Raw genomic sequence first — 6,173 nt, 5'->3', positions numbered from 1 at the left:
TATTCCAATTCTTATTTCGGATACAGGTCTTGTAAATGTAAGTGGCAATAAATTATTTCTAATTTCTTCATCATCAAATAAAATATAGTTTATCATATTTATAGGTCTTTAATTATGGAATCCATTAAAGTAGTATCATTATTATGCCCTAAAATTAACAGGTTAAAATAACAATTACCTTTTAAATATGTTATAATAATAAGTTATTTTAGCTTCTATGCGTAAGTTGTTGGTATATACGTTTGTTTTCTTGCATGCCATTATGGTTTCGCAAACGCTTTGCAATCCAGAGGAAAAGGTTTTTAAGAGTGGCGAGGAAATAACGTAAAATATTAATTACAACTGGAAAAAAATTTGGGTTTCTGCGGGACAAGTTACATTTTCGGCAAATTTAGAAAGTTACATGGGTAGAACGGCTTGGCATTTTACTGGCAATGGTACCACTTTTTCTAAGTATGATTGGATTTATAAAGTTAGAGACAAATATGAGTCTTATTGCGATACTTCAAGTTTAAAGCCATTGCGCTTTTTAAGAGATGTGCATGAGGGTGGAAATTACTATTACGATGACCATGTTTTTAGCTACACCAAAAAGCGCATATATTCTACTATGCAAAAGGGTAAAAAACTAGTGAAAGATTCTGTTGCCATTGCTCCTTGCACGTATGACGTAATGACCGCTGTGTATGCAGCCAGAGGGATTGATTTTTCGTTGCACAAGTATAACGACACAATTCCGCTTGTATTAATGTTAGAGAATAAAATTTACAAAGTACATATTCGATTTATTGGAAGAGAAGAAAAAAAGGTAGAAGGGTTGGGAACCTTTAAGTGTATTAAGTTTAAACCCTTATTGATTGAAGGTACATTGTTTAAAGGTGGGGAAGAAATGACGGTATGGGTGTCGGATGATAAAAACAAAGTACCCGTTTATATTGAAACACCTATTTTGGTAGGGTGGATAAAAGTAAATTTAAGAAGTTATAAAAACTTAAAGTACCCTCTTAGTTCTATGGTGAAACTAAATTGAGACTTATATTAACATAAGGGGCTGATTGAATTTTGTTTTCGAGTAAGTACGGTTGATCTCCGGTAAAACCTCTAAAAAACTCTCCTTCATCCACATTGTATAGGTAGCCAATTCGGTAACCGGCTTGTATCGAAAGCCAAAGGAATTTATACACAGAAAAATCATAGGTAAGCCTAAATCGTAATTCCGACTTACGGAAGTTTACATTCATTTTTTTTGTGCTTAGCGAATCAATATTTTTCAAGTAAAAGCTGTTGCCTTCTAATTCATACCCAAACAATAAAATATTTCTGGAGTTGGCGGTGTATCTAACCGCGGCTCTTGCAGGCAATAACATTTCATACCCAACTTTTCTGTTTGGGTAAGTGTAGTTATACAATAGTACGGGCAAAATATTTACTTCTCCGGCTCTATATGTTCTAGAAATACCAACACCAAATTGTTTTCTGTCGTGTTTTTTCCATCCATAAACCAATGCCCCTGAAATTCTGAGTGCTTCTGTTGTGAAATTCTCTCCAATTGAAAGATTTGAGCTCCAATCTCCCGCTGCTTGTGCTAGAATAAAGGTGCTTCCATTAATTGGTTTAAATATAGTTGTATTAAGACCGGATGTTGTTAAACTATTTTGTGCAAGTGTTTTACTAAACGGATGTATTGGGTTTGTTTTGAAATCATAAACAACATTCCAATAGTTAGCTCCCAAGCTAATCAACCATTTGGTATTAGAGATGATTGGAATATTTGCAGAAAAACGCCAACCTTGCGTAGAATTAATAGTTGTAGTCTCTTCAATTATGTTTTTAATAGGAAGTACTCCGGATGTTATAGTGTAAGGCAGTTGATAATCGTACCCAATACTGATAAGCTTGGATGGACTTCCCCCCAAGATTTTAGAGGTGCAATACCTTGGGGTGCTATTCTGAGAGACTACTTCTGCGTTGTCGTACATGGAGTAATCTTCTTCCTGCTGCATGAGCGAATCAATATTTTGAGCAAGATTTATGAATGGACAAACCCCAAACAAAATAAAAAATAAAAAAACTCTCGTCATGCTTTGCGATTAAAGGTTTTTGATATTACTAAAAGTTATATCTCTATTTGTAGTTTATTTCTGTTTGATAACTAAACGTTTCCAAATATCCGTTCTGCCCAGCAGAGATACACCTATATAGCCTCTAACTTCCAATGTGTTCTCGTCTGTCATTTTTATTTCGCAATTGTAATTACTTCCGTTTTCCGGGTCGTAAATAGTTCCCTCCTTGTAGGTGTCTTTGCCTTCATATACAAATCCCAATAACATCGGATAGCCTAATAATGGGCGGCTTCGTTCTTTTTCGTTAGGATTGTTTTTGTCAATTTTAGGCGTACCATCCGGATAGTTGGGTTCTTTCAGCCAAACTATTTTGCCCGCATATTTTTCTCCGTACTTACTTATTTTTACTCTGGCCTTTCCACTGCCAACTTCCCAAACCCCTATAATTTTATCGCCTTCGGAAGTATTTTGAGCAGATACACATTGAATAGAAACTGTGTAAATGAATGCTAATATAAGATGTAGTTTTTTCATGTTATATTGGATTTAGTTGAATTAGTTTTTAATTAATTTATAAACTTCTTTAAAGGATTCTGTCCTAACTTCCAAGATATAAATTCCTTCCGATAAATTAAATAAGTTGTCGATTGTTTGATAGTAAGGTCTATTAGATAGGCATGCTGTTGAAGTTGTATTTATTAGTCTTCCTCTAGCATCATATAAATTTGTTGTTAAGCTTTGCTCTTTGTCTGAATAAAATATAAAATTAATTTCTGTTGTAAATGGATTGGGGTGTATAGTCAAAATGTTATTTTCTAAAAAGTCTTCTCTAGATTTGCCATGTAGCAATTCATTTGCAATGCAGAAATTGGGAATACCATAACCAGTCAAATTGTCTGGATTATCATAGTTAGTCGCACTTTGTTCTATTGCCTTAAAAATTTGCATGTTGGTAGCATTTGGATTTGCTTGCCATAAACTAGCCGCGGCACCTGCTATAATTGGCGAAGAGAAAGATGTTCCGTTTGCGCTACTTATACCGTTCGAAAAATTGGTAACTGTAGCAGCTTGGCCTTTGGCTGCAACGTTTGGTTTTATGCGACCATCGGCACTCGGTCCTTTTGAGCTAAAGCTTGCATATTGTTGATTTGCATTTACGGCTCCTATGGCAAGCACGCTATCTCCGTCTGCGGGAGCTCCAATGTAAAACCAACTGCTGCTGCCTGAGTTTCCGGCACTGTTTACTACTAAAATCCCTTTGCTTGCAGCAATGTCTGCACCAATAGTAATTCTGGTGGTGTTGCCATCTAAGTCAGCATATACGTGGTTTTGCGAAGCATCATCAAATTGAGTATAACCAAGCGAGCTGTTTATAATATCTGCGCCAACGCTATCGGCATATTCAGCTCCTGCTACCCAATTGTCTTCTTCTATAATATATTCAGAGGGTGCATCTTCTGTTCTAAGCAGCAAGTAAGTAGCATCCGGTGCAGTGCCTACTAGTTGACCCGGTATATGTCCGCCCATGGTAGAAAGCACGTATGTGCCGTGGGAGTCGTCTTCATAAACCATCGAATCATTGGTTACAAAATCCCATGTGCCAATAATTGCGTTGTGTGCGCGTAAACTATCAAAGCAAGGATTGGTATTTGCCAACAAAAAACCTGCATCCAAAACCGCAATTAGCAAGCCTTTCCCTGTATATCCTTTCTCGTGCATACAATCTGTGCCAATCATATTTACTTGATTGTAGGAGCTGCCATACGAGTAATTGCCAACACTGTATTCTTCGGTTGTTTTAAAATTTGCTTCTATAGGTTGATCTTCCGGAATACCTTTAAAAATAGAAACGGGAGAAATGTTTTTTACATAACTTAAATTACCTATTGCTTGAATGGCAAGTGTGTCGGTAGTTTGAATAGTTATCGCATTAAACCATTTTGATTTGTGCAAAAGGGTAATGCTGTCTTGCGATACTACACCTGTTACATAACTAGGATTTACGGGTAAATCGTTTTCGGCAATTGCAATGTTTTGTTTTAGTCTGCGTTCAATAGCTTTTGCAGAAAGGAATGCGCTTGGATTAGAAATTGAATAAGGTGTTCCGATTTTATCTGTAAACTGAACCCAGAATTTTGTGGGAGCAGTTTGTCCAATTACAAAGGAGTTAAATACAATAAACATAAATAACAAGCAAAAATAAAAAGGGTTAAAGCTTAACTGCTTGCTTCTTACTATTGTTCCATTTATTCTCTCAACTGCATTATTGTTTTCCATATTCCACGATAGACATATTGAGTGTAAAACCTTTTTCTATGCGGGAGGTAACGGGGGTGTTTAGTGGAGGTTTGCTAGAATAAATATCTACTATTTCTTTTTTTACTAGTCCAATATTCTTAGCAAAAATCTCTATGTAGTATTTTTTTTCAATTGCGTTTGTTGTGTTAGATTGTTGCACAACAAGGGTAGAATCAAAATGTAAGTTATTTATTGTTTTCGACTGGTCAATAGATTCATACGTGTAATCCATTTCACCTAGCATATTATAAGAGTTTCCGTTCCATGTTTTATTTTCTTCAACAGGGAAAATTAATTTTACATAGCGCATGTTTTCTTCAACTTTTTCTGCTGTGGTTTTGGTTTTATTCGCAAAGCAAACGTTTTGTAGCTGCCAAGAAATAGAGTCGTAGGGCACTATTGCATTGTAATGTTTTACATAGCGTTCTATTCTAAAAGCTGTATTGCCTGCAAAATCTTGAAAAGTAGATTCTACATATTCCTTTATTCGGTAGTGGTAGTAGTCGGTGTCATTTTCAAAGTCGTCATACACAACAGAATCTACATCATAAACCCAGTAACTACCCACTTGCAATGGAAAGTAATTGTAACCAATATCAGTTATTTTCGCATCTTTTTCTTTTTCGCAAGAAAACAGAAAGAATAATGTGGTTGCAAGTAAAATGTAAAAATATGTTTTCGCCATTCTTAAATATAACGAATAAAAAAGAGTAAGTAAATACTTATCGGGTTATAAATCCACCACCCACTAAATCATTTCCTTCATAAAATACAGCAGATTGACCTGGGGCAATAGCAGATACTTTTTTATGAAACAACACTTCTAAGTTATCTCCTGCATAATTTATGGTACTCATTGCTCCCGGATCTTTGTAGCGCACTTTAGTTAAGGCTTCAAAATTCTCGGGAAGCGTTGCGTATTTAATTATATTATACCCGCGTACTTTCATTGTTTGTTTTTGTAAGTCTTCTAGAGAACCAAGTACCACGGTATTTGTTTCCGGAATAATTTCGGTTACAAATACGGGCTCTCCAAGTGCAATTTCCAACCCTTTTCGTTGACCAATGGTGTAGAATGGATAGCCACGGTGTTTGCCTACTTTTGTGCCATCTTGCATTACAAAATCCCCTCCATTTACTTTCTCTTCTAAGCCTTCTACTTTACGTTTTAAAAACCCTCGGTAATCATTATCGGGAACAAAGCATATTTCGTAGCTTTCGCTTTTGTTTGCAAGTTCAATATAGCCGCGCTCTTCAGCCATATTTCTAATTTCTGTTTTTTTAAACCCTCCTAACGGGAATTTTGTTCGCTTAAGACTATCTTGTTTCAATCCCCACAATACGTATGATTGGTCTTTATTTTCGTCTGTACCTTTTGAGATAACAAACCGATTTTTTTCTTCTCTTATTTGTGCATAGTGTCCGGTTGCGATAAACTCACAATCCAACATGTTTGCTCGTTTTAAGAGGGCTTCCCATTTAATGTGTGTATTGCACAATACACAAGGGTTTGGAGTTCTTCCGGCAAGATACTCTTCTACAAAATTATCAATAATAAAATCTCCGAATTCTTCTCGTATGTCTAAAATATAATGTGGGAAGCCAAGATTTACTGCCAATCCTCTGGCATCATTTATCGAATCTAAACTACAGCAGCCTGTTTCCTTCGTGCTGCCACCGGAAGTAGCATAATCCCACGTTTTCATGGTTATGCCAATTACTTCATAGCCTTGTTCGTGCAATAGCATAGCTGTTACAGAACTGTCTATTCCGCCACTCATTGCAACCAAAACTTTTCCTCGCTTACTCATA

The 6,173-nt window shown here is 36.0% G+C and carries 7 protein-coding genes; 1 reads left to right on the top strand and 6 read right to left on the bottom strand.

Annotation, left to right across the window (positions count from 1 at the left end; all coding sequences use genetic code 11):
- Positions 1-96 (bottom strand): hypothetical protein (locus J0M08_05335; protein MBN8702463.1); only part of this gene is annotated, 96 nt, incomplete at its 3' end.
- Positions 97-331: 235 nt separating this feature from the next.
- Between J0M08_05335 and J0M08_05330 the strand changes: the two genes are divergently transcribed.
- Positions 332-1,030, top strand: a complete 699-nt coding sequence (locus J0M08_05330; protein ID MBN8702462.1) for a DUF3108 domain-containing protein — start codon at positions 332-334, stop codon at positions 1,028-1,030.
- Here J0M08_05330 and J0M08_05325 read toward each other — a convergent pair.
- From J0M08_05325 to mnmA, 5 genes are read right to left on the bottom strand one after another with little or no spacing between them, the layout of a single operon-like run.
- Positions 1,011-2,081: a hypothetical protein gene (locus J0M08_05325; GenBank protein MBN8702461.1), complete on the bottom strand. Its 1,071-nt coding sequence runs from the start codon at positions 2,079-2,081 to the stop codon at positions 1,011-1,013. The two genes, J0M08_05330 and J0M08_05325, sit on opposite strands and share 20 nt — an antisense overlap.
- A 54-nt stretch (positions 2,082-2,135) precedes the next feature.
- Positions 2,136-2,597 carry a DUF2147 domain-containing protein gene (locus tag J0M08_05320; protein ID MBN8702460.1) on the bottom strand — a complete coding sequence of 154 codons (462 nt, stop codon included), beginning with the start codon at positions 2,595-2,597 and terminating at the stop codon, positions 2,136-2,138.
- 21 nt (positions 2,598-2,618) lie between these two features.
- Positions 2,619-4,340 (bottom strand): S8 family serine peptidase, encoded by a 1,722-nt coding sequence (locus tag J0M08_05315; GenBank protein MBN8702459.1) that lies wholly within the window; start codon positions 4,338-4,340, stop codon positions 2,619-2,621.
- The gene (locus J0M08_05310) at positions 4,327-5,046 is read right to left on the bottom strand and encodes a hypothetical protein (GenBank protein MBN8702458.1); all 720 of its coding nucleotides are present in this window, start codon (positions 5,044-5,046) and stop codon (positions 4,327-4,329) included. The genes J0M08_05315 and J0M08_05310 overlap by 14 nt, the downstream gene beginning before the upstream one ends.
- Before the next feature lie 37 nt (positions 5,047-5,083).
- The gene (mnmA, locus tag J0M08_05305; GenBank protein ID MBN8702457.1) at positions 5,084-6,172 is read right to left on the bottom strand and encodes a tRNA 2-thiouridine(34) synthase MnmA; all 1,089 of its coding nucleotides are present in this window, start codon (positions 6,170-6,172) and stop codon (positions 5,084-5,086) included.
- Position 6,173 lies beyond the last annotated feature (1 nt).

It is taken from the genome of Bacteroidota bacterium (genome assembly GCA_017303975.1).
Classification (GTDB): Bacteria; Bacteroidota; Bacteroidia; order JAFLBG01; family JAFLBG01; genus JAFLBG01.
This window is presented reverse-complemented; position numbering and strand designations above follow the sequence as displayed.